Raw genomic sequence first — 338 nt, forward strand, 5'->3', positions numbered from 1 at the left:
CGGGACCGGCCATTCGACCGAGGAGCGGGTGAGCCTGCTTCAGCCTGACATCGTCAAGATCGATGGCGGCTGGTTCGCGGAATTCTGCCGCCACGCCGCCGCGGAACGCTTCTTCCGCCCGCTGGTGTCCAGCCTGCACGACCGTGGCGCCAAGGTGCTGGTCGAGGGAATCGAGCAGCCCACCCACCTGCGCGTCGCGCTCGAAGGTGGTCTGATCGCCCTCAACGACGGCGCCATTGATACGCAAAATGCCGCTTGCGAGGACGCCGGTCACCAGCATGTGGGCGTCGATTAGCCGTCCGTATGTGGCCATCGACTTGGCCTTGGCTTGATCTCCG

Annotated in this window: 1 protein-coding gene; it reads left to right on the plus strand. The window is 65.4% G+C overall.

Annotation, left to right across the window (positions count from 1 at the left end):
• On the plus strand, positions 1-295 hold a 295-nt coding region (locus tag EN807_RS33620; protein WP_246684523.1), incomplete at its 5' end, for an EAL domain-containing protein.
• Positions 296-338: the final 43 nt, after the last annotated feature.

Source organism: Mesorhizobium sp. M5C.F.Ca.ET.164.01.1.1 (assembly GCF_004792125.1).
GTDB classification, from domain to species: Bacteria; Pseudomonadota; Alphaproteobacteria; order Rhizobiales; family Rhizobiaceae; genus Mesorhizobium; species Mesorhizobium wenxiniae.